Raw genomic sequence first — 24886 nt, 5'->3', positions numbered from 1 at the left:
GAAAAGAGGATTTTTTTAAAGCGTATTTTCGTTTCTCTAGACGTCCTTGCACGTCAGTAAATTTATTTACATTTATCACTATTCCTTCCCTATTTTTCTACCAACAATAGTTAGTTGACGCCGAGCAATCCAAGTTGTCTAATTTATTGTTGAATAGATCCAACCAAACTAGAAGAGGAGCTATTATGGCATTGGCAATATTGAAGAAAATTCTGGAAGAGGTTGAAAAACAAAACATCAACCAAGCTGAATTATGGGATTTGGGAGACCTTGCAAGGTACCTAAAAATGAGCAAGTCCTATATCCAACATTGCATAATCGGCAAGAACGGATTCCCCCCACCAATAGTCCTTCCGACAACTGAAAAAAAAGGTGCGAAAAGGTGGAAATCCAAGGAGGTAAAAGATTGGGCAAACAAGTTCAGAATCTAACATAATTACGTGCGTTTACGTACAAATACGCACAAGCCATTGATATAATTAAATTTACCCAGTCCTCTTCTGGGCACCATTTTTCCCCACATATCCCCTTTTAATATGACAGGCCAGGAGCCTTGTGCAGCCATTCATCGCTGTCCAGCTGTTGCAGCATGAATTGCGCCACATCCGCCCGTGAAATTTTCAGGGTCAGGTCCCGATCCCCGGCAGGGAAACCAGATTTGAAGTTATTCGTCATCGGGCCGTCGGTAAAGGCCGCCGGGCGCACAATGGACCAGTCAAGGTTACTGGTTCTTACAATACCCTCCTGGACCTCATGATCTTTCAGGACCTTCCTGAGCAGAACCCCGAACATAATATATTTCCAGATAAAATCGAGATTGCCCCGGCTGTCCCCGGCCCCGAGCGTTGTCTGGCAGACCAGCCGCTTCACCCCCTGTTTCTGCATGGCCGCGACAATATGCCGGGTGCCGGTGGAACGCACCGTACCGGACATCTTTGGCGATCCCAGCGTCACCAGCACCGCCTCCGCGCCCTTAATGGCCAGCGCCACTGCCTCCGGATCAAACACATCCACGGCAAACATTTTCAGATTCGGATGCAACAGGGAAAGAGCCTGCGGGCTGCGGGCGACAGCGGTGACCTGATGGCCCTGATCAAGAGCCTGTTCAACGATATGGCGGCCAACCGACCCGGTGGCGCCGAAGATGGCGAGTTTCATTTTATATTCCTTTCCTGAAAAAATGGATTACTTGACACAATGTCAAGTTGACATCGAGACAAGTAGGTGTTATTTTACATTATGTCAAGTAAAAATCTGAAAACCCGCGAACGCATTTTATCCACCGCCTTGAAACTGCTGGAAGCAGGCCGGGGCGAAGGCGTGCGCATGTCGGACATCGCCAAAAAGGCGGGCATTTCCCGCCAGGCGGTTTATTTGCATTTCCCGAGCCGGGCGGAGTTGCTGATTGCCGTGACCCGTTATCTGGATGAGGTCAAGGATGTGGACGGCCGGCTGGCCAGAAGCCGCACCGCGGCCACAGGCATTGAACGGCTGAACGCCTTTATTGACGCCTGGGGCGATTATATTCCGGAAATCTACGGCGTCGCCCGGGCCCTGATGGCGATGCAGGAGACCGACAAAGAAGCGGAAAAGGCTTGGGCCGATCGCCTGCGGGCCGTACATCAGGGCTGCGCCGCCGCCGTGGAAGCTTTGGCACTGGACGGCAGCCTGACCCCCGAGCATTCCGTTGAAGAGGCCACCGACCTGCTGTGGACCCTGCTGTCGGTCCGCAACTGGGAGCAATTGACCCGCGACTGCGGCTGGCCGCAGGAGAAATATATCGCAAAAATGCAGATTCTGGCGCGGCAAACTCTGGTCAAGTGATTGCATACGCACCTATGTAAAAAATCCTGACAAAGCGTCGGAATTCTTTACAGTTTTCACGGAGCCATCTCGCCCGCCACACTATAAAACTCCACTATTTCTTTATATTTCAATACCTTATAAAATTGGCATAGTTGTTGCTTATAATTATCGGAATTCAGATTAACAAATATAATCATAACAGGGGGTCCATTATGACCAAATCATTTCTTAAAACCATTATTCTGGCGGCCGGCCTGTCCGCTGCCTTTATGTTTCAGAGTGCCAATGCAAGCGTTGTGACCACATATTACGGCGATGACGACGGCTTTGGTATCAGCGCCACATCCGGCACCCTCAATCCCTACGACGCCGTGCAGGCCGGGGATGCCGCGCTCACCGATATTGCCCTGATCTCAAATTTCTATGCGGATCAGGATTTGCCGGCTTTTGGCCCGACCGGGGGTTTTGACTCCTTCGTGGTCGACGGCACCATCGTCAGTGTGACCCTGACCCTGCGCACCGCGTCTTTTGACTCTGACGACAGCCTCGACGGCCAGAATGTCATTTACCTGGACGGTATGCTGGTGGACAACAGCTTCATCAACAGCTTCTCCAATGTCAGCGACAATGCCATTGAAACCCTGAGCGTTTCCCTGGATTCCTCCTTCTTTGCTATTTTGGCTGACGGCGAGGTTTCCCTGTCCGGCACACATATCAGTGAAGCCGACGGATCCGGCGCCTTCGCCATCGATTTCCTGAGCCTGGAAATCACCACCGGTGATGTGGATGTTTCCGAGCCGGCTCCTCTGGCGCTTCTCGGCCTCGGCCTGCTGGGTTTCGGTATCCGCCGCGCCCGCCGCAAATAAATTCTAAAAAAACAGAGACAGAAAAGGCGGCCCGGGGCCGCCTTTTTTTTATGGCTTCAGCAGCCAGACATTCTCCGTCGCCGGGCATTGCCCTTTCAGCCCGCCGGCAACCTCCAGACTGTCAACGAGGGTCAGTTCGTAAGCCTCGCCGTAATGCCGCCTGATCTCTTCCTCTTTCACGCAAAAGGGCGGGCCGTCCATAACGCTCTGGTCATAATCAAAGCTGATCAGAAACTGCGGCGCCGTCTTGGTGATTTCCCGCAGGTGGGCGGTGTACCGTGGCCGCATCTCCTGCGGCAGCGCCACCAGCGCCGCCCGGTCATAAATGGCATCAACAGGCCCCAGAATGCCGGGGGTCAGGTCAAAGATATCGCCCACGAAGATATCGATACCTTCGGCGCTGTAGAGGATCAGGTCGCCGATCTCCGATATGGCGGGCTCGACACCCAGCTCTTCAAAAAGCTGCCGGATGGCGATCTCGCTCAGTTCCGCCCCGGCAACCCGAAAGCCCTGAGACAAGAGCCAGGCAATATCCAGGGTCTTGCCGCACAGGGGCACAAACACCCGGCTGTCTTTGGGCAGGGCGAGCTCCTTGAAATGGGCCACCAGCATCGGGTTTGCGTCCCCCAGATGAAAACCGATATCCTTCTTTTGCCATTTTTTAAGCCAGAAATCCGGTTCCATGCTACCTCCTTGAAATAGTGTGATTTGTTTGCACCACTAACAGAATACAGGTTCAGACTTACCTGAGGTCAAGAAAAAAATGATCGCCGATTCACCTTTTTGATCTGATCTGTCCTTTTCCCGCTTCCATAGCTCTGCTATCCTGCCGCCATGACCCTGAAAAACATCGCTCCGAAAAAGCAGGCGCTGATCAAATTCATCCTGCTGTGCCTGATCCTCGCCACCTATGTGGCTTACCTGAGCCATGAATACGGCCTGATGACCGGCGGCATGGCGGCCCTTCTGACCTGGAGCTTTTTTGTGCTCTGCACGCCTATTGCCGACGCAGGCTTCCTGCTGGATTTTCCCTTGCGGCTGCTGTTCGGCATCCGCATGATTTTTTCCGAGCTGGTGGTCTGGTCGATCGCCATCGGCCTCAATCTCTATAGCCTCACGTTCCGGCCACAGAATTACGACACCACCGTCGTTACCCGGCTGCTGCATCATATCCTGACCCATCCCTGGCCTTACTGGAGCGTGGTGGCCCTGTCCTGCGCCGGCACGTTTCTCTCGATCCGTTTCGGGGACGAGCTGATGGACGTGATCCATCACCGGGAGCGGGCGTTTTTCCACAGCCATGCCTTCAAACATGAACTGATCATGGTGGTCTTTTTCGTCGTGGTGATTTTCGGCTATTATGAAATGATCGCCTCTCTTGGACTCGAAACCGGAAGCTGGTAGAGTATTTCCGAAAAGGTTATCCGGGGAACATCCATGCTGAGAATAAAGCGACATCACGAACAGGCAGGCACGGCGCCGGGCACTCTCAGGGCGCCGGACAGGAAGCAGGTGGAAAATGTCACCATCGAGGTCATCCGCTATAACCAGGACGAGTTTGAAGTCCTTACCCTGGAGCGGATCGAGGACTGTTTCAACTGCCGTACCCCGGGCCATGTCACCTGGCTCAATATCAACGGCCTGCATGACCTGGAGATGATCCGCAAAATCGGCGACCATTTCGGCCTGCATGTCCTGGCGCTGGAAGACCTGCTCAATCTGGGTCAACGTCCGAAGATGGAACAATATGACGACCATCTGTTTGCGGTTTTCAAAATGATCAAAAAGGAGTCTCCGGAACAGGCGGAACAGGTCAGCATGTTTATCGCCGAAAACCTGGTGATTACCTTTCAGGAAATGGAAGGCGATGTCTTTGAGCCGGTCCGGCAACGCCTGCGGACCGGCAAGAATAAAATTCGCAAATGCGGTGCTGACTATCTGGCTTATGCGCTGCTCGACCAGGCTGTCGATGAACTATATCCGGTGCTGGAACGTTACAGCGAAAAGATTGATAATCTCGAAGAACAGCTTATGGACAAGCCCCGCCGTGAACATCTTGAATCTGCCCATAAACTAAAGCGCGAGCTGCTGGCCCTCAAGCGCATCATCTGGCCGGAACGGGAACTTGTGAACGCCCTGATGCGCAGTGATCTGGACCTGGTCACCGAGGACACCAAAATCTATCTCCGGGATGTTTACGACCATACCATTCAGCTTGTTGATGTGACGGAAACCTACCGGGACATGACCATGGATCTTGTCGACCTTTATCTGTCCAGCATCAGCAACAGCATGAACGAGGTGATGAAGGTGCTGACCGTAATTGCCACCATTTTCATCCCTATTACTTTCATTGCAGGGCTATACGGCATGAACTTCAATCCGCAGGTCAGTCCGTGGAACATGCCGGAACTGAACTGGGCCTGGGGCTATCCCTTCGCGCTCGGCCTGATGGCTGCTGTCGTCGCCCTGATGCTTTATTATTTCAAACGGAAAAACTGGCTCTGACCAATGACACTGGAACGCTCCCTCATCAATCTTCGTATTCACTTGAGAAGCCTGATTACAGGCCGCCTGTGGCTGCAGGTGATCATCGCCATGATCCTGGGCGTCGGTTTCGGCATCCTGATCGGCCCGGCAAGCGGTTACGTGGACAGTGATATTTCCGAACTGATCGCCAGTTGGATCGCCCTGCCCGGCAAGATCTTTCTGCTCGGCATCCAGTTTATCATCATTCCGCTGATCATTGCCTCGGTCATCCGCGGCATCGCCGCCGGCGAGGAAAGCGAGAATATCGGCCGACTGGGTGTCAGCACCATCCTGTTTTTCATTGCCACGACGGTGATTGCCGTTGTCATCGGCATCGGCGCCGCCCTGATCATCCAGCCCGGTGCCTATATCGACAGCGCCCTGTTGCAGTCGATCATCCCCGAGACAGCGCCGGTAGAGACCGGGAACGCGATTGCCAACGGCCTGCCCAAGGTCAAGGAAATCCCCGACCTGCTGACCAGTCTGTTTCCGAAAGACCCGCTCGCCACCTTCGTCAGCGGCAACATGCTGCAGACGGTAATCAGCGCCATCATCATCGGCGTCGCCATGCTGGCCATGGCCCCGGCCCAGCGCCGGCCGATCCTGGAGCTGCTGGAATCCATACAGACGGTGTGCATGGTGATTGTCAGCTGGGTACTGAAATTTGTGCCCTATGCTGTGTTCGGCCTGCTGGCCAACATCGCCGCCCGGGTCGGGGTCAGCACCCTGCTTGCCGCCACCGTCTATGTGGCGACGGTTCTGATCGGGCTGTTGCTGTTGCTGCTGATCTATGTACTGATCGTCATGGTCATGGGCCGCATTGGCCCCCTCACCTTCCTGCGCGAAGCCCGGGAAGTGATGCTGCTGGCGCTGTCGACCTCCAGTTCCGCCGCGGTCATGCCGCTGACGCTCAGCACCGCCGAGAAAAAGCTCGGAGTCAGGAGCGGCATCGCCCGCTTTGTCATCCCGCTCGGCACCACCATCAATATGGGCGGCACGGCGCTTTATCAGGGCGTGGCGACCCTGTTCCTGGCCCAGGTGTTCCAGGTGGAAATCGGCATTTCCGGCATGATCCTGGTGGTGGTGATGGCGACCAGCGCCTCCATCGGCTCGCCCGGCACCCCGGGGGTCGGCATTGTCATCCTCGCCACCATCCTGGAAAGCGTCGGCATCCCCACCGCCGGCATCGCCCTGATCATGGGCGTGGACAGGATACTGGACATGTGCCGGACCTCGGTCAATGTGACCGGCGATATCGCCGCCAGCATTACCCTGAACCGCCTGATCCCGGAGGAAAGCGGAGTGGCGGCACCGGTAATTGAGGATGAAATCCCGGTGCCCATCAGCGACAAACCGCGGGGCTGAGACCTAGATCCCCATCTGCTTGCGGTATTTCTTCATCTTCTTGAGCAGCATGTTGCGTTTGACCGGCGACAGGTAATCGAGAAAGACCACACCGTCGAGGTAATCCACCTCGTGCTGGATCACGGTGGCGAGCCAGCCTTCAGCCTCGAGTGTCTGCGCCGCCCCCTGCTCGTCCAGATAAGTAACGGTGATGTTTTTCGGGCGGGTGATTTCGGCGGAGATGCCGGGATAGCTCAATGAGCCCTCCTCAAAAGCCTGCAGCTCCTCCGATTTTTCAACAATCTCCGGATTGACCATGGCGATGGGCTGCTTCACGCCGCCTTCCTGCAGGTCAATGACGATCAGACGCTTGAGAAGTCCCACCATATTGGCGCCGAGGCCGACGCCCTGCTCCCGATAAAGGACCTCGAACATGTCCGACGACATCTGGCGGATTTCATCGTCCACCCGGTCCACCGGGGCGGCTTTTTGGCGGAATATGGGATCGGGTGCATAGATGAGTTTCAAGGCGGGCATTAAGAAGTTCTTTTTCTTTAATTGTTAAAAGGTTGCCACTTATACTTTAAAACAAGTATAAACCATAGCAGAGCTTTACCAGACAAATTGGAAAATTCATGACAGTAAAATTGTATCACGGGGACCTGCCCGACGACATAAAATTTTCCGGACCGGTGGCGGTCGATACTGAGACCCTCGGCCTGAAACCACACCGGGACCGGCTGTGCCTTGTACAGTTATCCGGTGGTGACGGCAACGCCATCCTGGTTCAGATCGCCCAGAACCAGGCCAGCGCCCCCAACCTGAAAAAACTGATGGAAGATGCCAGCAATATCAAAATTTTCCATTTTGCCCGCTTTGACGTGGCCGTCCTCAAACATTATCTGGATATCAATGTAAGGCCGGTCTATTGTACCAAGATCGCCTCCAAACTTGTGCGCACCTACACAGACCGGCACGGGCTCAGGGATATCTGCAAGGAACTGCTGCAGGTGGACCTTTCCAAACAGCAGCAGAGTTCCAACTGGGGCGCCGACGAGTTGAGCCAGGCCCAGCAGGAATATGCCGCCTCCGACGTGCTGCATCTGCACCGGCTGATGAGCCGGCTGGATGTGATGCTGGAACGGGCCGGGCGACGGGAACTGGCGCGGAAATGTTTTGAATTCCTGCCGACACGGGCTGAACTTGATCTGGCGGGCTGGGATGATACCGATATATTCGCCCACAGTTGACAGATCGCTGATGATTTCCGGTAAAAAATCTTTTCCCCCAATCCTTTTTCTGCCATCTTCCTGACAGATAACAATGTCAACCAGAGCAATATGCCAAACAATAGTCTCCCCGTCAGTCTTTGACGGGGCCATGGGCGTGATATGAGTGAAAAGAAGGATAACCACGGCGAACTACAGGGCGGCAGCCATGCCGAACATCTGGAAAACCTGATTCCCAGAAGCAGCCAGAGCTTTGAGGAAAGTCAGAAACAAGTGGAATTTATTGCCATCCTGAAAAAATCCTTCCCCGTCCTGACGGTTATATTCCTGGTCGCCCTGGTCCTGTGGCCGGTCTTCAGCACCAAGGAAGGCAGCTTCACCCTGGCCATCGACCGGCTGGAAAAACGGGATGAAACCGCAAAACTGATCAAGCCCCGCTATGAAGGCAAGGACCGCTACAATAACCCGGTCCGGATCTCGGCGGAAAGTGCCTTTCGGAAAACCAACGATGCCAAGGACTATAATTTCCGCAACCTGCTGGCGGAAATGTATCTGAAATCCGGTGACCGGATGACGGTAGAGGCCCGGTCAGGCATATTGGACGTTTCGGACCAAAAAATGCTGCTGGATGATGAAATCGTCATCCAGTCGGAAACGGGATTCAACCTGACGGCAAGCAAGGCCGAATTCCTGATCAATGACAAACTGGCAAGCGGTCACGACGGCGTAAAGGGGTCAGCCCCGTTCGGCGCTTTCAGTTCCACCTCTTTCCAGGTTAATGTGGATGACGAAACCATTTTCCTCCAGGGCGATGTGAAAATGCATATTGATCCGCAAAAACCGATTGAAACACCGGACCTCTCCCCCGAGAATAACAATTAAACAGGCAATTCCAGGTACTATGATGACTAACACTTCCCCTGATCGACTATATGGCCGCAAGAGCTTCAGAAAACTGTCCCTGGCGATATCCGCCCTGTTACTGATGATCTGTGCTCAGCCGGCGCTGTCACAGATTTCGGCGCTCAAGGACCATGACGTCAAGGAACCTGTGGATATCAGTGCCGACAAGCTGGAGGTGCGGCAGAAGGAAAATATCGCGGTTTTCGTCGGCAACGTGCAGGTCGTCCAGGGGGACATGACCATGACCTCCGACCGGATCAATGTCTATTACGAAGCCGGCGAGGAAAAGGAACTGTCCTCTTCCATAACCCGGCTTGACGCCGCCGGCAATGTCAGGGTCAAGTCACCGACCGAGGAAATCACCAGCAGCTGGGCGGTCTATGACCTTTCGGAAGGTATTATTACCCTGGGCGACCGGGTGGTCCTGAAAACCGAAGACGGCGTTCTCAAAGGCAAAAAGCTGCGCCTGAACCTGGATAGCGGCGTCATCAGCATCGAGGGACAGGACGGAAAAGACCGGGTCAAAGGCCAGTTTACGGTACCGGACAAATAACCCCGGACCGCCGGAAAAATTATCCGAAACAAAATTGCCTCCCTGTATTTGAATTTTATGGTAAATTTCTTATATCTTAGAGGCAGGATCAACGTCGGGAAAAAACCCTTTGTTAATCCCTTATGGGGTACATAATGAGTATGGATCAGAATATTACGCCAATATCCGGACAGTCCACTGTTACACCGGCCACTCTGCAGGAAGAGGGACTGGTCATTGATTGCATTGAAAAGAAATATCGCAAGAAAACAGTGCTGCGCGGCGTCAGTCTTGAAGTTCACAAAGGCGAGGTTGTCGGCCTTCTCGGCCCCAATGGCGCCGGAAAAACCACATGCTTCTACACCATCACCGGACTGATCGAGCCGGACGCCGGGCGAATTGTCCTCGATGGCCATGACATCACCCGTATGCCCATGTACCGGCGCGCCCGGCTGGGCATCGGATATCTGCCACAGGAAGCCTCCATCTTCCGGGGTATGACGGTGGAAGAAAATATCTGGTCGGTTCTGGAAATTTCCGAATCCAACGAAAACAAACGGCTCGAAATGCTGGAAGAACTGCTCAGCGAGTTTTCCATCCAGCATATCCGTCAATCCCCTGCTCTGGCCCTGTCCGGTGGGGAACGGCGACGGGTAGAGATAGCCCGGGCTCTGGCCACCCGTCCCAGTTTTATGCTGCTGGACGAACCGTTTGCCGGTATTGACCCGATTGCCATCGCCGACATCCGTGACCTGGTGTCACACCTGAAGGACCGGGGCATCGGGGTGCTGATCACCGATCATAACGTCCGGGAAACCCTGGATATCATTGACCGCGCTTATATTATTCATGATGGAAACGTCCTGATGACAGGCACACCAAAGGAAATTGTCGCCAATGAAGACGTTCGTCGTGTATATTTGGGTGACAGATTCAGTCTGTAAGGTGGGATAGAAAAAATATGGCTTTAACGCCACGCTTGGAACTCAAACAATCGCAATCGCTGGTCATGACGCCCCAGCTGCAGCAGGCTATCCGCCTGTTGCAGTATTCCAACATGGAGCTGGTTGATTTTGTGATTGAGGAAGTGGAAAAAAACCCGCTTCTCGAGATTGGCGAGTCCAGCGACCAGTCCCCGACCCAGGCCGAAAAAGACGCGAATGAGCGGGAGAGCAATACGAGCGATACCGAGTCTATGGCAAGCTCCGACGAATTACTGTCCAAGGACAATATGCAGAGCGGAGAGACAGATACACCGCTCGATACCGACTATGAGAATGTGTTCAACAATGACACCGCCTCGGATGAACCCTTGTCGAACTATTCCGACAGCCTGAGCATCAGCGGCAGCGGCATGTCCGGCGGTGGCGGCAGCTTTGAAGACATGGAGTATTCCCTTGAGCAAAGACTTGGGGAAAGCACCACATTGCGGGATCACCTCGAAGACCAGCTCAACATGATTGTCCTGCCGCCCAACGACAAACTGATCCTGCAATATCTTATCGGCATGCTGGATGAAGCCGGATATCTGGGTGAGGACATTGGCCTGATCGCCGAGCAGTTTGCCTGCAGCACCGGGGAAATCGAGAGAGTTCTGGCCATTGCCCAGACCTTTGATCCGATCGGTGTTTTTGCCCGCAACCTGTCGGAATGCCTGAAAATCCAGCTACGGGAACTGGACCGGCTTGATCCGGCAATGGAAACGCTTCTGGATAACCTGGAGCTTCTGGCCAAACGGGACTATAATGCCCTGAAACGGCTCTGCCGGATCGATACGGAAGATCTGCGGGACATGATTGAGGAAATCCAGGCCCTGAACCCGAGACCCGGCGCCCTGTTCGGCGGCGAAGTGGTTCAGACGGTGGTGCCCGATGTATTCATCCGTAAAAACCCGAAAGGCGTCTGGTACGTGGAACTGAACAGTGAAACCCTGCCAAAGGTTCTCCTGAACAACAGGTATCATGCCGAAGTCAGGGGACAGACCCGCAACCGGGAAGACAAGGAATATCTGGCCGAATGCATGGCGTCGGCAAACTGGCTTGTCAAGGCGCTGGATCAACGCGCCAGAACTATTCTCAAGGTATCAAGTGAACTGGTGCGGCAGCAAAGTGAATTCTTTGAAAAAGGAATTAAATTCCTGCGCCCGCTGAATTTGAAAACCATTGCGGAAGCAATTGACATGCACGAAAGCACCGTGAGTCGGGTGACCGCCAACAAATATATCGCCACCAACCGCGGTATATTCGAAATGAAGTATTTTTTCACCACCGCCATTTCCGCTATGGAGGATGGTGATTCCCATTCTGCCGAAGCCGTCAAACATTCAATCAAGGCCCTGATAGATGAGGAAAATCCCAAAAAAATCCTCTCAGATGATAAACTTGTAGAATTATTGAAGTCAGAAGGCATTGATATTGCAAGAAGAACAGTAGCAAAATATCGCGAGGCCCTGAATATTCCTTCTTCTATTCAGCGGCGCCGAATGAAGAATTCCGCCCTGTGATCTTACCGGAACAGAAGATTAAACAGATAGCGTTTTTTGTTCCCACAGAGTGGTTTCCGGTCTGACGCAAAGTACAGTATTCTGCGTCTTTCCGGGGGGACCTGGGTCAAAACTTGACAAAGCCGTCAGTTGACACTAAGTTCCGCGGCCTTGAACTGGTAAATTCAAAAGGCTCTTTCCAATTTGCTGTCTGAGAAGGATCTGAGAAAAGCATGAGAATCGTTGTTACCGGAAAACAGATTGATATTGGTGACTCACTTCGCAGCCATGTTGAAGCCAACCTGGACGGAAGTGTAAACAAATATTTCGATCAACCCATTGACGGGACCGTAACCTTTTCGAAGGATGCACATTTGTTTCGGGCAGATTGCCATGTCCATCTTGGCCACGGGGTCGACATGCAGACTCATGGTGAAGCGACGGATATTTATGCCGCCTTTGATTCAGCCGCAGACCGCATGGAAAAAAGATTGCGCAGATACAAACGACGTCTGACCAATCATCACAGCCAGCGTGTTAACGGCCAGTCCATGATACCGGCCCAGTATAATGTACTGGCCGCCGAAGACGAAGGTGCCGAAGAAACTGAAGACGCTCAGCCCGCAATTGTGGCGGAAACGGAAACATATATTCCGGAAGTGACTGTCAGTGAAGCCGTTATGAGGCTCGATCTTGGAAACCTTCAAACGCTTATGTTCCGGAATTCCGGTCATGGGCGCATGAATGTGGTCTACCGCCGCGCAGATGGAAACATCGGGTGGATAGATCCGAAAGAGGAATAACAACAAGAAGTGATCCGTATGGATATTGCTGATTTGATTAATCTGGAAACTATAATTCCGGATATGAAAGCGACAAGCAAAAAGCAGATTTTGCAGGAGCTCGCAACCAAGGCAGAAAAAGTTCTGAACCGGCCAAGCCACGAGATCGTAGATGTTCTTGTGGAACGCGAACGGCTCGGCACCACAGGTGTAGGACATGGCGTTGCCATTCCCCATGGAAAAATCCCCGGCCTGGACCGGCTGTACGGCATCTTTGCCCGGCTGGCCCAACCTGTGGATTATGATTCCCTGGACGGAGAGCCCGTTGACCTGATTTTCATGCTGTTGGCACCGGAAACCGCCGGGGCGGATCACCTGAAGGCCCTGGCCAAGGTATCCCGCCTGCTGCGCGACAAAACGACCTGTGAAAAACTTCGGGGGTCTGAAGGTGGCGACGCCATTCATGCCATCCTGACGTCCACGAGCAAGAATTCAAACGCCGCCTGACCCCATACGGATCAGCTTCTGTTGAAAAAATAAACCCTCCGCGAAATATCGCGGAGGGTCTTCTATATCTGTCAGACTGGAAGAGAGGATTATTCTTCGGGTTCCACATCCTCTTCTTCGGGAACGTCATTCTGGGACAGTTCGGCCGGTGCCTCGCGGGATTCCTGAACAAGTTTCCAGACGATCTTATCCGCTTTTTTCTTTTCAGCCGCGGCAACAACTTTGGCGCTCTCTTCGATCCTGGCCGATTTTTCCTCTGCTACTACAGCCGGCTTTTCAGCCGCTGCAGGCGCCTCGGCTGTGCTGCCTTTTGTTATATCTTCGATTTTCTCAAACGGTTTTGCCTTGTCCTTGTCCACTTCAGGCAGCTTGCCTTCCGCAGTCAAGGGCGGGCGAACCCAGCAATCGGTCCCTTTTTCCCTGATCTTCTTGCAGGCCTCGTTTGCTTCCTCAAAGGATGTCAGAGGTCCGGCATTCAGGCGGTAATAGAATCCACTCGGCTTTTTGCCTTTGCGGTCACCAAAGTCCACTTCAGAGCGGCGCGGTTCAAGATGACCGATAATGTCGGAATATTTTTTCTTCAGCATTTCCCAGCCGGGACGCAATTCGGACTTCTTGCGATAGGCCGCAATCTGCAGGGCCCAGCCTTCCGGACCCAGCAGAGCCGGCACAGAAGGATCTTCCTCTTCGGGTTCAGCTTCAACAACCGGTTCCGGCACTTCTTCCACAAGACGTGCGACCGTAATACTGCGGGTCAGGCTTTCATCTTCAAAAACCTCGTTAGCCGGCGCAGAAGTATCGGTTTTCGGCTCCACCGACTGGTTTATGACAGAGGAGAATCTTCCGTCTTCCGGCATACTGGCCAGAACGCGGAAATAATTCAGGTTTTCATTGGTCAGTTCCGGACCGCTGTCAATGGACAGCAGGCGGGATGCCATAACCTCATTGCCGGAAAGGGCATAGGCCATAGCCAGATTCTGACGATGACTTGCACCAGCGTCCTTGTGCTGGGCAGCCTGCTTCAGGATGTTGACAGCCTCATCGTGACGGGACTGCAATGCCAGCGACAGGCCATAGTTATTCAAAAGTTTCAGATTGTCCGGATCAAGTGCCAGACCGTCCTTGTAAACTTCCAGGGCAGCCATATTATTGCCCTGCATCTCCATGGCAAGCGCCAGGCTCGAAATCACTTCCACATCTGTCGGCGCCAGTTCCACTGCAGAATTCAGGACCGGCACTGCCATTGTCGGCCGGTTGAGGGCGACGTAGGATTTACCCAGGCCTTTCAGGGCGGCAACATTCTGCTCGTTGTTGTCCACTGCTCTCTGATACGCCTCAACCGCCTCCTGATACTGGCCGGTGGCGCTCAGTGAATCACCAAGCCCAACCAGAGGCTCGGAAGAGAACGGATGCCACTTGTGGGCACGCCGGAAGAGAGGAATCGCGGCGTTATAGTCACCTTCGGCGACCATTTCATTTGCCAGCGACAGAAAACTGTTGTCCGTATTGGAGGCAACTTCCCTGACTTCGGCAGCCGATGCGTTGGCTTTTGGCGCTTTGTCAGCAGATCCTGTCTGGTAAGGTGCGCCACCTGTGCAGGCAACCAGGAACACGGGCACTGCCGCCGTCGCCATAAGTTTTGCAAATCTGAAATTTTTCATACCAGTCCCTTTTCGGATGTTTCCACTTTCCATAGTCAAATTATTCTCTGTCCTGCAGGTGTTTATTCAGCAAGACAGGAACATTTTTTGGCATTCATGTCCTCTGACTGATGCGACAGATACATATCCAGTGCTTCTGTCAGGACTTCCTGACAGCTCATGCGGGTATGTGCTGAATAAAGCCTCAGTTTCAGGTGATCTTCCTCGTTCATGCGCAAGGTCATGGCCACGCGTTTACCGGCAGCCGCCTTAGACGCTTTTGTCCCTGCGTCAACTTTCTTGCGACGACCGAAAATTTTACTTGCCATTGAAGTTGTTTTCTCGTCAGTGGGTGAAACTTTCTTACCCTGAATCTCGGCCAGCTTCCTTACGGTACCGATTGTATTTTCAAGCGGGCTTTCGCTTTTACCGGCTTCTGGTTTTACTTCAGCGGTATTTCCCTGCTCTATATGTTCAAACCTGTTGATCGCCGGCGCAGAAAACTTGGGTGATGACGGACTTGGAATTGCCCGGCCCTTACGCGCAAGAAGTGAACCGGTTAGTCTGGCTTCTTTTCTCATAGTCATAGTCCCTGCTCTCTTTTCTTATGCCTGTACCTGCCTGCGGCCAAATCCAGGTGACTGGACCGGCGCCCTTCTCTGGGCGGCATTATTCTGGAATACAGTGCGACGGAAATTCTTCTCAAGACGATCGCTGATATAATCCCAGAGGTCGGCAATTTCCTTTGCAGATTTTGATTCAGGATTGGTTTCCATCACTGTCCGCCCATCAATCATGCTGGAGGCATAGTCAGTTCTCTGGTGCAGGGTTACCGGGGCAACGGTCCCATGCTGCGACAGGGCAATGGCGGCATCACTGGTGATCCGGGCACGGGGGGATGCGCCGTTGATCACAAACATGAACGGCTTGTCGGTTCTGTCGGCAAGCTCCACAGTTCCACCTGCTGCACGCAGGTCATGCGGACTGGGGCGTGTTGGAATAACAATAAGATCGGAAACCGCAATCACACTCTGGATCGCCAGGGTAATCGCCGGCGGCGTATCGATGATCGCCAGTTTAAACCCCTGTGAGCGCAACTCGTCCAGATCCGTGATCAGCCTTGACACGTTGGTCTGGGCAAAAGCCGGTGTCGGGGCTTCACGTTCGTTCCACCATTCTGTCAGGCTGCCCTGCGGGTCGGTATCCACCAGAACCACGGGGCCTTCACCAGCCAGCTCGGCCTGGACAGCAACATGACCGCTTAACGTGGTTTTTCCTGACCCGCCCTTCTGTGATGTAAATGCCAAAACTCGCATATGTTCCAACCTTGTTTGATGTTTATAATTGCTGCTATAGTGCAAATTCCTGTGGGCAAATATTTTTCATATACCCGTACAGTTAACCAGTCTGCCTGTGAGGTATTAATAAATCGTAAAGTGAAGTACAAAATTTTAACTACTAACTATTTATAAACACTGGTAAAATATATTGTTTTTTATATATTAGCCTTCGACAAACGGGGACTTGGAGACAAGTTAACAGCCTATGAAAAACACAATCCTGATTTTACCATTTCTTCTGGCCGCTCAGATAAATCCCAGCATTACAGTCGCTTCTGCAACTGTTTCCGATGGGGTAAGGGCCTATGAAGCAGGCAACTATGAACAGGCCCGGGAAGAATGGCTTCCCTATGCGGCACTGGGCAATCCCAACGCCCTTTATAACCTGGGACAGCTCTACCGGATGGGGCGCGGCGTCAGGCAGGATTTCAAAAAGGCCGAGGAATATTATCTCAGAGCTGCTGAAAAAGGACATGTGGGCGCCCAGAGAAACCTGGGAACCCTTTATTATTTCGGCCGTCTCGGAACTATCGATATGGAACAAGCCTACAAATGGCTTTACCGGGCAGCCAGCAACGGTGATGCCCGGTCCCAGTATATCGTCGGCACAATGTATTATAACGGCCAGCATGTGGCACAGAACAAAACCGACGCCTATGCCTGGATCCATCTGTCCGCCCAGCAGGGTATACGCGATGCCATGGCCGCCCAGGATAAATTAAAGACCTATCTGGATTCCGACACTGTTCAGGCGGCCCTGGCCCGGGCACCGGGTCTTGTCGGTTCTTATCGCGCTTCTGACGACAGGGACCTGATGGTAGACAGTCAGAACGGTGAAGCTACCGAAGAAACCACACCACTGGACCTGCCTGATGAAGGCAGAGCGGCAACGCCCGTAACGGTGAGTGAGGAACTGCCGGCCACTTCCAAACAGACACCTTCGCTGCCAGAAACCACAACGCCAGACATTTCCGCGCCTGACAACTACCGGGTCCAGGTAGGGTCTTTCCGGTCATCTGACGAAGCGGATACGGCCCTGTCCAGACTGAAGCAGAAACATGCCGGCCTGATCGACAGTTACGAGGCTGTTGTTCAGGTGGTGGATATCAAGAACAAAGGCATTTTTTACCGGCTTCAGCTCAGGCCATTTGCCGACAGGGAAGCGGCAAACCTGTTGTGCGACCGGATCAAGGACAACGGTGGAAACTGCTATTCTCTTAAAACACCGCCTCAGCCCTGAGGCGGGTTTTTCAGCTTGACCTGAAGCAGACCGCGAACCGAATTACCGACAAAGATCTTCTCTGCCCGGAGCAGGTCTTCGGGCCACAGGGTCTTTTCAATGGCCCTGCCCTGTTCCAGCAAGTCCTGCCGCAGCGTTCCGGCAAGCAATCCTGCCGATACCGGTGGCGTAAAGAGCTGTCCATCCAGTTCGACAAAAAGATTGGTAAAGCTGCCTTCGGTGAGCTCGCAATTTTCGTTCTGAAAAATCACCTCAAAACAGCCCCCGTCCTGACGGGCTTTGGCCAGCTCTTCGTTATAAAAGTCCCGCGCCGTTGTCTTATGGTAGAACAGGCTGTTCCTGCTGTCCGTCCGCCTGTCTGAAAGGCAGATCTGCGGCACTTCCCCGACCTGTCCGCCTGCCTGTTTTTCACAGGTCACGGACCAGTTCCCCACGCGTGACAACAACAGCCTGATCCGCCACTCTGTCTCGGGAGCCAGATACTCGGCAGTCCGTTCCAGATCCTTCCTGATCTCGTCCCGGTCAAAGCGGAAATCAAAATATTCAGCCGATTTTTTCAGGCGATCGAGGTGTAAATCCAGAAGTTTGAAACCCTCTTCTCCCGACCAGCCGATTGTCTCCAGCAGGTCAAATGTCGGCTGTTTCCGGGTCAGAAAAGATGCCTTGAGCAGACATTCCTCATATTCCTCCCCGGCAACGGAATCCGCCACAATACCACCGCCGATGCCAAGGCAGCCCCTGCCCGCCCGATCCAGAACCAGCGTCCGAATGGGCACATTGAAACACAGGTCCCGGTCCGGCGTGATATAACCGATGGCGCCGGTATAAATACCCCGCGGTCCGCGTTCCAGTTCGTGGATGATCTCCATCGCCCTGATTTTCGGAGCCCCGGTGACGGACCCGCAAGGGAACATGGACTTCAGCAGGTCGGTGACTTTTACATGATCGCCAAGGCGTGCCTTTACTGTAGAAGTCATCTGCAGAAGGGTCCGGTATTTCTCAATATCAAACAGACTGTCCACCTGAACGGACCCCGGCTCCGCCAGTTTTGACAGATCATTCCTGATCAGGTCCACAATCATCAGGTTTTCGGCCCGGCTTTTTTCATCTTCCCGCATAAAGGCCGCCAGGTCCCGATCTTCCTCCAGGGTGTGACCGCGCCGGATCGTCCCTTTCATCGGTTTCATGACGACCACATCTGCCTGCTTTTTGAGAAAAAGTTCCGGACTGAACGACAGGACATCCAGTTCATCGGAACTGATGTAGGCGCCGTAGGAAACCGGCTGCGCCCTGCGTAATCTGGAATAAAGTGCTTTGGAGGGACCGGCATAGTCAAACAGGGCTTTCAGGGTATAGTTGACCTGATAGACGTCACCCGCCTGCAAATATTCCTGTATTCTCTCAATATCCTGCAGATATTCATCCCGCGATATATTCAGCTGGAGATTATCAACCTCGGGATCCCGCATCCCGTCGCCGGTTCGCCAGTATTCCCCGGCATCAGATGCGGTCAGGGTTTTGCGTTCCCCATAAACCCCAAAACACAGATAGGGCACATCGGCCTTTGCCGGCAACAGACCCTCCAGGCAATGCTCCAGCGCCAGGCCCGTTTCGTAGCTGATATATCCGGCCAGATGCTTCCCCGCGTCCAGCACCTTTTCCATATGCTCAAAAGCATCGGTCAGTTCGGCCGGCGTGCGGGCGGTGATCACTTCATCCGGCGTGTCATAAACGTAGGACACCTGCCCCGTAAACAGATCAAGACTGTTATCCAGAAAAACCGTAAATTCCTGATTTTTGCCTGCCGATTTTTTTTCCGGCATTGTCACCGAACCTTAAAATTTATCATCTAACGCTTGCTTAACAACATTCGACAACAAGTCATAAGTTATCTTACACTCAACAACAATAACCAAATAACCGGATTATTCGTAGGAGCCTGAATTTCTTCTCCTTTATGTCGATTCCGCCAGCAACGCCGCAACAAGCCTCCGGGGAGAAACCAACGTCGGGCGGTCCACAACCTGATAGGATTAAAACAGCAATCTTCTGCTCGTATGCCAAATCACATCGACTATTTAGTGGCATATGCAGATGACATATGCTAAGTCAAAAAGCATAAAAACAAGATAAAGAGTCGTAATATTTAGCAGGCAGAAAAGTTTCCAAGGGATCTGAGTATAGTGTCAAATAATCTGTTCGAAACATCGGGAAAATCATCCCGGGTTGAAAAAATTGTATGTGAAATCATCCGGGGAATTCATCACGGAAGCTACGCCCCCGGGCAGCGTCTGGTCGAAGCCGCACTCACCTCTGAACTGAACACCAGTCGTGGCCCGCTGCGGGAAGCCCTGCGTCTGTTGTCGGCCGCCGGACTGGTGGAACTTATTCCCAACCGCGGCGCTGTGATCCGGAAAATGAGCCGGGAAGAGATCATTCATCGTTTCCAACTGGTAGACGTCATGGGTGCCGTCGCCTTTCGCGACTACCAGCCTTCATCGGTGGAAAAGACCCGACTGGTGTCGTTGATCGACGAGACAGCAAACGACAAGGATTCCATTCTTCAGTCGGTCATGAATTTTTACAGCCAGCTTGCTCGCAGCAATAATAACGCTGCCCTGGCCGAAATGCTGGCGCGTCTGAATATCTGTCATTTCTCCCGGCATGTCCTGCAGGTACTAAAACTTGACCCCAGGGAATTCTGGGATGATTTTCGGGCCGCAGGTCATGCCTTGCTAGACGGCAACAGAGATGACGCCTTGGCAAAACATTCCGCCTGGATCAACAAAGTGATCGCCAGCGCCTTCTGAAATTTATCTTCCGGCTTTCCGAAGAAATGATTTTCCGGTTGCCTGTCCCGGGGTCCCGACCTAAAGTTGGGCCAACAGAATGCAGGGTGACGGGCCCTGCCGACAGAGGGGAACCAGAGTGACACTGCTTCAGATTGTTGTCCTTGCCATCGTACAGGGCATTACCGAATTCCTGCCCATCAGCTCTTCAGGCCACCTGATCCTTGTCCCGCAACTGACCGGCTGGACGGACCAGGGACTGATGATGGATGTGGGGGTCCATGTCGGCACCCTGGCGGCCGTGATGATTTATTTCCGCAAGGATGTCGGGGCCTTGCTTCACGCTTTCTGGCAGATGCTGAGCTTAAGCAAGAGCCACAAGCCCCACGAGCGTAAACTTTTCCTGGCCCTGATCCTGGCCACGGTTCCGGTTGTCGTGTTCGGCGGCCTGGTGTCTGTCTTTGACCTAAACGACCTTTGGCGCACTGCCGAAGTGATCGGCTGGACAAGCATCATTTTCGGCATTCTGCTTTATGTGCTGGATATGCGGTCCCCGGTCACCAAAACCATACTGGAATTGCGCTATGGCCACGCCCTGATCATGGGGCTGGCCCAGGTGCTGGCGCTTATTCCCGGCACCAGCCGCTCCGGCATCACGATGACCGCTGCCCGCGGCCTTGGTTTCAGCCGCACGGAAGCGGCGCGTTTTTCCATGCTGATGTCCATTCCGACGATTCTTGCCGCCGGCACCCTGGAAGGGCTGAAACTTGTCGAAAGCGGTGATTTTGTCCTCGGCCAGGATGTGCTTGTCGGTGCTGTCCTGTCCTTCATCGCCGCCCTGCTGGCCATTGCCGGACTGATGAAGTGGTTACAGAGCGCCAGCATGACGCCATTCGTCATCTATCGTGTCCTGCTCGGCGCCGGACTGTTGATCTGGGTTTATGCCTGACCGGCTTTTGAAGGATAAAGTTCCCGTTAACTTTCTTACATGATAATATTCTCCTGAAAAAAGGGGAATCAATGATCGCTGGAGTGACAAAGAAGCTTTTCCGGACAACAGGCCTTGCCGCACTGTTCGCGCTTCTTTTGTTTTCTCTGCCTGCCTTTTCCCAGAGTCTGTTGCTGAAAAATACCACCCTCATTGACGGCACCGGCGCCCCGGCCCGGACTGTGGAGAATATCCTGATCCGTGACGGGCTCATCGCCGGGTTTGACATAAAGGTGTCCGGAGAGGACACTGAAACCATCGACCTCAAGGGCGCCTGGATCATCCCGGGCCTGATCGACAGCCATGTCCACCTGTCCGGATTTGACGGCGATCGCCAGCACATGCAGGACGTGCTGGAACGGGCGCTCAGGGGCGGTGTGACCGCCATGCGTGATATGGCCGGTGACGCCCGGGTCCTGAAAGACACCATGGACGGCCTTCACCGGGGCGATTACCTGGCCCCGATAATCATCTACAGCGGTCTGGTCGGCGGCCCCCGTATGTTTGACGACCCCCGGGTACTGGAAGCCTCGCAGGGGTATGACGCCGGAACCGCCCCCTGGCTTCGGGCCTTTGACACAACCAGTGATGCCGACGAAATCATGAAAAATATCGGCAAGACCGGCGCAAGAGCCGTCAAACTTTACGGTAACCTGGACCGGAAGGCAGTCAGCATACTGATCCCGGCGGCGAAAAAGACGGGGCTCATGACCTGGGCCCATGCCACCACTTTCCCGGCCCGGCCCTCGGATCTGGTGGAGGCCGGAGTCGACGTACTGTCCCACAGCGCCTATTTCATCTGGCAGGCGGTGGCGGACGTCCCGGCCGACTATAACGCCCGCAGGAAAGGCCCCTATCCCGACTATTCTCCCCATGACAAGGCCTTTGACGGCCTGCTGCGGGATATGGCCAGAAACAATGTCCTGCTGGATGCGACCCTTTTTGTTCATTACGCCCACGCCCTGCATGACGGGGAGACGCTGACAGGCACCACCGGAACGGCCTTTACCTGGGCCACGGCCTTTACCGCCCGGGTCCACAAGGCGGGGGTCAAGATTACCGCCGGCACAGACGCCCTGCTCCCGGAGAAGAAGGATGACGCCGACGCCCTGCCCAACATCCATAAAGAGCTGGAGCTGCTGGTGCAGTATGCCGGACTGACCCCGCTCGAGGCACTTGTCGCCGCGACCCGCAACAGCGCCGAAGCCGCCGGGCGTCTTACCGAGGCCGGTACGATAGAAGTCGGCAAGATTGCCGACATGGTAATCCTCAATGCCGATCCGCTGAAAGACATCACCGCAACCCGCGATATCCGCATGGTCATCCGGGCCGGAAATATCGTCCCCGACGAATAAAAGGCGGCGCCGGGAGAAGCCGACAACCGCCTTTTTATTCACACAGTAAGATCTTTAATCCAGATTTTCCAGCAGCAGCAGACCGGCTGCGGTATTGGAAATCGGGATGGTATATTTCTGGTGCAGGAGGTTGACCTTGTCGCTGAGCGCACCGCGCATCATCAGCCACAGGATCAGTTCGGTGCCCTGTGATCCGGCCAGACGCACCAGGTCCGGAATGGAATAATCCAGCAGGGCCTTCGGATCCTCGACAATCTTTTCCATGCACATATGGTCGAATTCCTGATTGAGGAAACCGGCCCGCTCGCCTTCAAGCTGGTGCGACAGGCCGCCGGTGCCGATGATCACCACCTTGACATCTTCCTCGTAGGAACGGATCGCCCGACCCATGGCCTGACCCATTTCATAACAGCGTTTGGGCGACGGCACCGGATGCTGAACCGTGTTCACACAGACCGGGATAGTCCGCACTTCGGGGCTCCAGCGTTCCGGCCACAAAAGCTGCATCGGTACGGTAAAGCCGTGGTCCACCTTCATCTCCTGACAGGTGGTGAGGTCGAATTCCTCGTCCATCAGGGATTCAATGATATGCCAGGACAGTTTCGGATCGCCCGGAAACGCCGGGATTTCGGGAATGCCCCAGCCTTCATCCTCATTCTTGTACTGTGGCGCCGCGCCGATGGCGAAGGTAGGCATGGCGTCGAGGAAGAAGTTAAGCCCGTGGTCGTTGTAAATCACCACCGCCACATCCGGCTTGACCTCGTCCAGCCAGTCCCGCACTGGCGGGTAGCTGTCAAAAAAGGCTTTCCAGTAATGTTCTTCAAAACGTTTCTCGGCAATCGCCTTGCCAATCGCGGGGATATGGGAGGTGGTAATGCCACCGACAATTTTAGCCATGATCAGTCCTTTCCGTATTCGCCGAGCACTTCATCAAATTCTTCCCGGGTCATGCCGCGCTGCTGGGCGCCGATATCCTGCATGTTGAGCCCGAAAATCCCGGCGAATTTGGCCAGGTAATAGGCGTTGCCGCCGGCCTCCAGCAGGTCGAGGACCTGACGGCTTTTGATCGCCGCTTTCTGCTGCTCATTAAGGCCGTATTTGTCGCAATAGGCGTCCTCGTCGGCAAGGAACTCCTCGCGGTTTTTTGCGTCGTTAAAGGAAAAGCACATTTTGTTGAGGGCATAGCCCTTCATGGCTTCGTCCCCGTCAAACAGGGTCGTCCCCGGGATCGGGTCATATTTCATCATCGTCACGCTCCCATTGGTTTAACACTCAATTGAAATGACTTTAGGCCCCGGCCGCCGGGCTGTAATTGACATAGATCAGAAAAATTGATTTATTGCATTCAATATTGGGGTATTTTTGACAATAAATGGTATTTTTACACCATTTTGCGTGCAATATTGGTTGTGCGATCGCTTTCAGCACACAGCAAACGGACTGCCGGGCCGGCCCCCCGCCCGGCGACAATACAAAATTGCCCCCCCCGCCTCAACCTAGCGGGCAGGTTCAACCCTGGTGGTAAGACGACAGCTTTTTCCAGCTGCGGGGTCCGTAATCCGCAAGACAACCAGACCCGGCTGTGCCTTGTTATCCAGAGAGCCGGTAATGGTCACATTTACCGGTGCCGCAGCCGGGCAATTGACCACAGCCGGTACCGCAGCCATGCCCGTCATATTGGGTGAGCTGGCCACAGACAGGTTATAGGCCCGCGCCGCCCCTCCGGGACAGCAGGTGACCTGGGCCGTATAGCCGTTCCCGCCCGGAAGAATAAGCTTTCCGCCAGCGGCACCCCCGGGTCCGGGATCCGCCGTAGGGGTCACCCCGCCCGGCATTGTCGCCTTTATAGGGGTTTCCGTTACGGAAATAGTCTGGTGGTCGGATTTCGGCATTTTCCAGTTTGCCGGGGGATTGGGCGGCGGCGCTTCACCCAGGGCAGACACCTTCAGGCTTCCCGCCGTGCAGGGATCCACAAGCTGCCCGCCAGCGACTTCATAAGTGTACCCGCTGCCTCCGGCTATCAGGCGATAGGCCGGTGACAATGCGGTTGCAGCAGCCACATTGGTATCATTTGTTTTGAGAAGCCGCACTTGCGCTTCATAATTGTTGACAAAAGGCGGGCTTTCAAGCTCCACGGGCCCACTGTATGCAAAACTGCCGTCACAGGCCGCAACCACCGTTTGATCCGGATCAAGGGTAATTTTTCCGTCGTTACAGGCGGTGAGTGTTCCTGCCGCCGCCAGAACGCAGGACCCGTATAACAGATGCTTGAAATATTGTTTGTTCTTAATCATGCCGATCTCCTCGTCCCCCCGGTTTTCGTTTTACGCAGGACGCAACATGTCGACATACTTTTTACAGACCCCCGGGACTCAGGCCATTCCTGTTTGGATGGCGTCCCGGACCTGTAAATCTACAGTGATCCGGTCTTTTAATCAACTCTCCTGACCTGACGGCGCCGGCCCGCCCCGCTCCCCCATAGGACGTCACCCAAATACTTGGCATGACCAACCATCTCTGATATGACATAGGCAAATAACGGAACATGTCGCAG

The 24886-nt window shown here is 53.9% G+C and carries 27 protein-coding genes; 17 read left to right on the top strand and 10 right to left on the bottom strand.

Annotated features, from left to right (window positions below; all coding sequences use genetic code 11):
* Nucleotides 1–185: 185 nt before the first annotated feature.
* Nucleotides 186–431, top strand: coding sequence for a hypothetical protein (locus ACORNT_RS08865; protein WP_321389318.1), 246 nt, complete (start codon nt 186–188; stop codon nt 429–431).
* A 100-nt stretch (nt 432–531) separates the two neighbouring features.
* Here the strand turns inward: ACORNT_RS08865 and ACORNT_RS08860 are convergent, their stop codons facing one another.
* Nucleotides 532–1158 (bottom strand): SDR family oxidoreductase, encoded by a 627-nt coding sequence (locus ACORNT_RS08860; RefSeq protein ID WP_321389315.1) that lies wholly within the window; start codon nt 1156–1158, stop codon nt 532–534.
* An 81-nt stretch (nt 1159–1239) separates the two neighbouring features.
* On the opposite strand from ACORNT_RS08860, the gene ACORNT_RS08855 reads away from it, so the two are divergent.
* A complete protein-coding gene (locus tag ACORNT_RS08855) occupies nt 1240–1824 on the top strand; it encodes a TetR/AcrR family transcriptional regulator (protein WP_321389312.1) in 585 nt (194 codons plus the stop codon).
* Between the two features lie 194 nt (nt 1825–2018).
* A complete protein-coding gene (locus tag ACORNT_RS08850; protein WP_321389310.1) occupies nt 2019–2672 on the top strand; it encodes a PEP-CTERM sorting domain-containing protein in 654 nt (217 codons plus the stop codon).
* A 48-nt stretch (nt 2673–2720) separates the two neighbouring features.
* On the opposite strand, the gene tmpT is transcribed toward ACORNT_RS08850, so the two are convergent.
* Nucleotides 2721–3356: a thiopurine S-methyltransferase gene (tmpT, locus tag ACORNT_RS08845; protein ID WP_321389307.1), complete on the bottom strand. Its 636-nt coding sequence runs from the start codon at nt 3354–3356 to the stop codon at nt 2721–2723.
* A 150-nt stretch (nt 3357–3506) separates the two neighbouring features.
* Between tmpT and ACORNT_RS08840 the strand changes: the two genes are divergently transcribed.
* From ACORNT_RS08840 to ACORNT_RS08830, 3 genes are read left to right on the top strand one after another with little or no spacing between them, the layout of a single operon-like run.
* Nucleotides 3507–4076 (top strand): hypothetical protein, encoded by a 570-nt coding sequence (locus ACORNT_RS08840; protein ID WP_321389304.1) that lies wholly within the window; start codon nt 3507–3509, stop codon nt 4074–4076.
* Nucleotides 4077–4109: 33 nt separating this feature from the next.
* Entirely contained in the window at nt 4110–5180 is a 1071-nt protein-coding gene (gene corA, locus ACORNT_RS08835) for a magnesium/cobalt transporter CorA (protein ID WP_321389300.1), read from the top strand.
* Nucleotides 5181–5183: 3 nt separating this feature from the next.
* Nucleotides 5184–6566, top strand: coding sequence for a dicarboxylate/amino acid:cation symporter (locus tag ACORNT_RS08830; RefSeq protein WP_321389297.1), 1383 nt, complete (start codon nt 5184–5186; stop codon nt 6564–6566).
* Nucleotides 6567–6569: 3 nt separating this feature from the next.
* Here the strand turns inward: ACORNT_RS08830 and def are convergent, their stop codons facing one another.
* Nucleotides 6570–7082 carry a peptide deformylase gene (gene def / locus ACORNT_RS08825; protein ID WP_321389293.1) on the bottom strand — a complete coding sequence of 171 codons (513 nt, stop codon included), beginning with the start codon at nt 7080–7082 and terminating at the stop codon, nt 6570–6572.
* Between the two features lie 98 nt (nt 7083–7180).
* On the opposite strand from def, the gene ACORNT_RS08820 reads away from it, so the two are divergent.
* The 7 genes from ACORNT_RS08820 (at nt 7181) to ptsN (ending at nt 12980) form a co-directional block, all read left to right on the top strand.
* Nucleotides 7181–7795: a ribonuclease D gene (locus tag ACORNT_RS08820; protein WP_321389291.1), complete on the top strand. Its 615-nt coding sequence runs from the start codon at nt 7181–7183 to the stop codon at nt 7793–7795.
* Between the two features lie 141 nt (nt 7796–7936).
* A complete protein-coding gene (gene lptC / locus ACORNT_RS08815; protein WP_321389288.1) occupies nt 7937–8656 on the top strand; it encodes an LPS export ABC transporter periplasmic protein LptC in 720 nt (239 codons plus the stop codon).
* Between the two features lie 19 nt (nt 8657–8675).
* On the top strand, nt 8676–9230 hold the full coding sequence (locus tag ACORNT_RS08810) for an LptA/OstA family protein (protein WP_321389286.1): 555 nt from the start codon (nt 8676–8678) through the stop codon (nt 9228–9230).
* A 140-nt stretch (nt 9231–9370) separates the two neighbouring features.
* Nucleotides 9371–10153 carry an LPS export ABC transporter ATP-binding protein gene (lptB, locus tag ACORNT_RS08805; RefSeq protein WP_420717559.1) on the top strand — a complete coding sequence of 261 codons (783 nt, stop codon included), beginning with the start codon at nt 9371–9373 and terminating at the stop codon, nt 10151–10153.
* 17 nt (nt 10154–10170) lie between these two features.
* Entirely contained in the window at nt 10171–11712 is a 1542-nt protein-coding gene (gene rpoN / locus ACORNT_RS08800) for an RNA polymerase factor sigma-54 (RefSeq protein ID WP_321389281.1), read from the top strand.
* Nucleotides 11713–11924: 212 nt separating this feature from the next.
* Nucleotides 11925–12494, top strand: a complete 570-nt coding sequence (gene hpf / locus ACORNT_RS08795) for a ribosome hibernation-promoting factor, HPF/YfiA family (protein ID WP_321389279.1) — start codon at nt 11925–11927, stop codon at nt 12492–12494.
* Between the two features lie 18 nt (nt 12495–12512).
* On the top strand, nt 12513–12980 hold the full coding sequence (gene ptsN / locus ACORNT_RS08790) for a PTS IIA-like nitrogen regulatory protein PtsN (RefSeq protein ID WP_321389277.1): 468 nt from the start codon (nt 12513–12515) through the stop codon (nt 12978–12980).
* An 89-nt stretch (nt 12981–13069) separates the two neighbouring features.
* On the opposite strand, the gene ACORNT_RS08785 is transcribed toward ptsN, so the two are convergent.
* The 3 genes from ACORNT_RS08785 to ACORNT_RS08775 all read right to left on the bottom strand — a co-directional run bounded on the left by ACORNT_RS08785 (nt 13070) and on the right by ACORNT_RS08775 (nt 15936).
* On the bottom strand, nt 13070–14641 hold the full coding sequence (locus ACORNT_RS08785) for a tetratricopeptide repeat protein (RefSeq protein ID WP_321389276.1): 1572 nt from the start codon (nt 14639–14641) through the stop codon (nt 13070–13072).
* A 62-nt stretch (nt 14642–14703) separates the two neighbouring features.
* On the bottom strand, nt 14704–15207 hold the full coding sequence (locus ACORNT_RS08780) for a hypothetical protein (RefSeq protein WP_321389274.1): 504 nt from the start codon (nt 15205–15207) through the stop codon (nt 14704–14706).
* An 18-nt stretch (nt 15208–15225) separates the two neighbouring features.
* Entirely contained in the window at nt 15226–15936 is a 711-nt protein-coding gene (locus ACORNT_RS08775) for a ParA family protein (protein ID WP_321389273.1), read from the bottom strand.
* A gap of 229 nt (nt 15937–16165) precedes the next feature.
* On the opposite strand from ACORNT_RS08775, the gene ACORNT_RS08770 reads away from it, so the two are divergent.
* The gene (locus ACORNT_RS08770) at nt 16166–17200 is read left to right on the top strand and encodes an SPOR domain-containing protein (protein ID WP_321389271.1); all 1035 of its coding nucleotides are present in this window, start codon (nt 16166–16168) and stop codon (nt 17198–17200) included.
* Here ACORNT_RS08770 and pabB read toward each other — a convergent pair.
* Nucleotides 17191–19023, bottom strand: a complete 1833-nt coding sequence (pabB, locus tag ACORNT_RS08765; protein WP_321389270.1) for an aminodeoxychorismate synthase component I — start codon at nt 19021–19023, stop codon at nt 17191–17193. The genes ACORNT_RS08770 and pabB overlap by 10 nt on opposite strands.
* A gap of 360 nt (nt 19024–19383) precedes the next feature.
* Between pabB and ACORNT_RS08760 the strand changes: the two genes are divergently transcribed.
* The 3 genes from ACORNT_RS08760 to ACORNT_RS08750 all read left to right on the top strand — a co-directional run bounded on the left by ACORNT_RS08760 (nt 19384) and on the right by ACORNT_RS08750 (nt 22332).
* Nucleotides 19384–20010, top strand: a complete 627-nt coding sequence (locus ACORNT_RS08760; protein ID WP_321389268.1) for a GntR family transcriptional regulator — start codon at nt 19384–19386, stop codon at nt 20008–20010.
* Between the two features lie 118 nt (nt 20011–20128).
* On the top strand, nt 20129–20938 hold the full coding sequence (locus ACORNT_RS08755; protein WP_321389266.1) for an undecaprenyl-diphosphate phosphatase: 810 nt from the start codon (nt 20129–20131) through the stop codon (nt 20936–20938).
* Nucleotides 20939–21009: 71 nt separating this feature from the next.
* Complete coding sequence (locus ACORNT_RS08750) at nt 21010–22332, top strand: amidohydrolase family protein (RefSeq protein WP_321389265.1); 1323 nt, start codon at nt 21010–21012, stop codon at nt 22330–22332.
* 54 nt (nt 22333–22386) lie between these two features.
* On the opposite strand, the gene ACORNT_RS08745 is transcribed toward ACORNT_RS08750, so the two are convergent.
* The 3 genes from ACORNT_RS08745 to ACORNT_RS08735 form a co-directional block, all read right to left on the bottom strand.
* Nucleotides 22387–23229, bottom strand: a complete 843-nt coding sequence (locus ACORNT_RS08745) for a class III extradiol dioxygenase family protein (protein ID WP_321389263.1) — start codon at nt 23227–23229, stop codon at nt 22387–22389.
* Between the two features lie 2 nt (nt 23230–23231).
* Nucleotides 23232–23579 carry a protocatechuate 4,5-dioxygenase subunit alpha gene (locus tag ACORNT_RS08740; protein ID WP_321389261.1) on the bottom strand — a complete coding sequence of 116 codons (348 nt, stop codon included), beginning with the start codon at nt 23577–23579 and terminating at the stop codon, nt 23232–23234.
* A gap of 249 nt (nt 23580–23828) precedes the next feature.
* The gene (locus tag ACORNT_RS08735; protein ID WP_321389260.1) at nt 23829–24626 is read right to left on the bottom strand and encodes a hypothetical protein; all 798 of its coding nucleotides are present in this window, start codon (nt 24624–24626) and stop codon (nt 23829–23831) included.
* Nucleotides 24627–24886 lie beyond the last annotated feature (260 nt).

Origin of the sequence: Emcibacter sp. (assembly GCF_963675455.1) — a bacterium.
Classification (GTDB): domain Bacteria; phylum Pseudomonadota; class Alphaproteobacteria; order Sphingomonadales; family Emcibacteraceae; genus Emcibacter.
The sequence above is the reverse complement of the archived record's forward strand: the minus strand, read 5'-3'. Positions and strand labels throughout refer to the sequence as shown.

Coding starts and splice junctions, on each gene's coding strand:
- ACORNT_RS08745 (WP_321389263.1), bottom strand. CDS start 23,229: ATGGCTAAAATTGTCGGTGGCATTACCACCTCCCATATCCCCGCGATT.
- corA (WP_321389300.1), top strand. CDS start 4,110: ATGCTGAGAATAAAGCGACATCACGAACAGGCAGGCACGGCGCCGGGC.
- ACORNT_RS08820 (WP_321389291.1), top strand. CDS start 7,181: ATGACAGTAAAATTGTATCACGGGGACCTGCCCGACGACATAAAATTT.
- ACORNT_RS08840 (WP_321389304.1), top strand. CDS start 3,507: ATGACCCTGAAAAACATCGCTCCGAAAAAGCAGGCGCTGATCAAATTC.
- lptB (WP_420717559.1), top strand. CDS start 9,371: ATGGATCAGAATATTACGCCAATATCCGGACAGTCCACTGTTACACCG.
- ACORNT_RS08810 (WP_321389286.1), top strand. CDS start 8,676: ATGATGACTAACACTTCCCCTGATCGACTATATGGCCGCAAGAGCTTC.
- ACORNT_RS08750 (WP_321389265.1), top strand. CDS start 21,010: ATGATCGCTGGAGTGACAAAGAAGCTTTTCCGGACAACAGGCCTTGCC.
- ACORNT_RS08830 (WP_321389297.1), top strand. CDS start 5,184: ATGACACTGGAACGCTCCCTCATCAATCTTCGTATTCACTTGAGAAGC.
- tmpT (WP_321389307.1), bottom strand. CDS start 3,356: ATGGAACCGGATTTCTGGCTTAAAAAATGGCAAAAGAAGGATATCGGT.
- ACORNT_RS08855 (WP_321389312.1), top strand. CDS start 1,240: ATGTCAAGTAAAAATCTGAAAACCCGCGAACGCATTTTATCCACCGCC.
- ptsN (WP_321389277.1), top strand. CDS start 12,513: ATGGATATTGCTGATTTGATTAATCTGGAAACTATAATTCCGGATATG.
- ACORNT_RS08850 (WP_321389310.1), top strand. CDS start 2,019: ATGACCAAATCATTTCTTAAAACCATTATTCTGGCGGCCGGCCTGTCC.
- ACORNT_RS08780 (WP_321389274.1), bottom strand. CDS start 15,207: ATGACTATGAGAAAAGAAGCCAGACTAACCGGTTCACTTCTTGCGCGT.
- ACORNT_RS08770 (WP_321389271.1), top strand. CDS start 16,166: ATGAAAAACACAATCCTGATTTTACCATTTCTTCTGGCCGCTCAGATA.
- ACORNT_RS08785 (WP_321389276.1), bottom strand. CDS start 14,641: ATGAAAAATTTCAGATTTGCAAAACTTATGGCGACGGCGGCAGTGCCC.
- def (WP_321389293.1), bottom strand. CDS start 7,082: ATGCCCGCCTTGAAACTCATCTATGCACCCGATCCCATATTCCGCCAA.
- ACORNT_RS08860 (WP_321389315.1), bottom strand. CDS start 1,158: ATGAAACTCGCCATCTTCGGCGCCACCGGGTCGGTTGGCCGCCATATC.
- rpoN (WP_321389281.1), top strand. CDS start 10,171: ATGGCTTTAACGCCACGCTTGGAACTCAAACAATCGCAATCGCTGGTC.
- pabB (WP_321389270.1), bottom strand. CDS start 19,023: ATGCCGGAAAAAAAATCGGCAGGCAAAAATCAGGAATTTACGGTTTTT.
- lptC (WP_321389288.1), top strand. CDS start 7,937: ATGAGTGAAAAGAAGGATAACCACGGCGAACTACAGGGCGGCAGCCAT.
- ACORNT_RS08735 (WP_321389260.1), bottom strand. CDS start 24,626: ATGATTAAGAACAAACAATATTTCAAGCATCTGTTATACGGGTCCTGC.
- ACORNT_RS08865 (WP_321389318.1), top strand. CDS start 186: ATGGCATTGGCAATATTGAAGAAAATTCTGGAAGAGGTTGAAAAACAA.
- ACORNT_RS08775 (WP_321389273.1), bottom strand. CDS start 15,936: ATGCGAGTTTTGGCATTTACATCACAGAAGGGCGGGTCAGGAAAAACC.
- hpf (WP_321389279.1), top strand. CDS start 11,925: ATGAGAATCGTTGTTACCGGAAAACAGATTGATATTGGTGACTCACTT.
- ACORNT_RS08740 (WP_321389261.1), bottom strand. CDS start 23,579: ATGATGAAATATGACCCGATCCCGGGGACGACCCTGTTTGACGGGGAC.